Below are 1412 nucleotides of genomic sequence, written 5' to 3'. Positions count from 1 at the left end.
AGGTGTTTAAGTGCCTTCGATGAACATGGATTGCTACATCCAGTGCACTCTTTACCTTTGGTCGTACTATCGTACTCAGCGCTTTTCTAGAGCGCCTTTAAAAGCCTCACAGATTATAGTGTGCTTTTAACAAAAACGCCTCGGGGTTTCCGAGGCATTTTATTTGGAGCGGGAAACGAGATTCGAACTCGCGACCCCGACCTTGGCAAGGTCGTGCTCTACCAACTGAGCTATTCCCGCGTAAACTTTTCATCGCGCTAGGACATGCCTTGCGAAGAGGCGCATATATTAACGAATCGATTAAAAGAGTCAAGCAAGTTCTGCAGCAAAATTTAATTACTTCGGCTACGGATACTAATGACGCTCCTGGCCGCCACCGCCTAGGCTCTCTTTACCAAACATAGTGCCCCAAGAGGCCGATAGATACTGCACCATTGACCACATAGTAAGGATCGCTGCAAATACCATTAGACCGTATCCAAACCAAAATGACTCATCAACCTTTGCACCGATAAGCAAAAAGAAAATCGAGCTCATCTGACACATGGTCTTCACTTTACCAATATAACCAACCTTTACCGATTCGCGCTTACCTTGCTCCGCCATCCATTCACGTAGCGCTGAAACAACCACCTCTCGACCAACAATGACAATAGCCGGAATGGTAATCCACCAAACACTAAACTCTTCGATAATTACAGCTAGAGAAATCGTGACCATGAGCTTGTCTGCAACAGGATCAAGAAAGGCTCCAAAAGGCGTCATCTGGTCCCACTTTCGAGCCAAATAACCATCAAACCAATCGGTCACGCCGGCAATCCAGAAAACCGCGGCACACGCGTAATAGTTCCAATCATAAGGTAGATAAAATGCGATCACGAAAACAGGAATCAAGACGATTCGTGACAGAGTCAGAATATTCGGTAAGTTCATTTTCTTGTCTCTACTCAGTCGCCATGCAAACTGAGATAAATATGTTCTGCAAGATTACTGCTAATGCCATCAACCTTACTTATTTCTTCGATTGAGGCCGTTTTAATTCCCTGCACACTACCGAAATACTTAATGAGAGCACGCCGACGTGTAGGACCGACGCCTTCAATCACCTCAAGCTGAGATTGAGGACGACTCTTATCGCGCCGCTTTCTATGCCCAGTTATCGCAAATCGATGCGCCTCATCACGTATTTGCTGCATTAAATGCAAGCTGGGCTCATCGGCTGCGCATTGTATCGTTTTCAGACCGCCCTGCCCATCAGGAATAAACAGAGTTTCAAAACCCGCTTTACGGGTTGTGCCTTTCGCAATACCGAGCAACAAAATGTCGCTAGCGTTTAACGCACTCATAACCTCAATAGCCATATTCAGCTGCCCCTTGCCGCCATCAATAAAAATAATGTCTGGCCTTTTGGT

General features: G+C 46.0%; 2 protein-coding genes and 1 tRNA gene. All 3 read right to left on the bottom strand.

Features of this window, described 5'->3' with window-relative positions; genetic code table 11:
- Positions 1 to 164 precede the first annotated feature (164 nt).
- Positions 165 to 240 (bottom strand) — tRNA-Gly (locus tag A3750_RS22805).
- Positions 241 to 354: 114 nt separating this feature from the next.
- Entirely contained in the window at positions 355 to 933 is a 579-nt protein-coding gene (gene pgsA / locus A3750_RS22800) for a CDP-diacylglycerol--glycerol-3-phosphate 3-phosphatidyltransferase (protein ID WP_068456653.1), read from the bottom strand.
- Positions 934 to 947: 14 nt separating this feature from the next.
- Positions 948 to 1412: helix-hairpin-helix domain-containing protein (locus A3750_RS22795; protein WP_231871927.1), on the bottom strand; the 465-nt coding region annotated here is incomplete at its 5' end.

The organism is Oleiphilus sp. HI0079 (assembly GCF_001635105.1).
Note: the sequence above shows the minus strand (reverse complement) of the source record. Positions and strands in the feature narration are given on the sequence as shown.

Excerpts from the sequence above, each read along its gene's own strand:
- pgsA (WP_068456653.1), bottom strand. The coding sequence starts at position 933 with ATGAACTTACCGAATATTCTGACTCTGTCACGAATCGTCTTGATTCCT.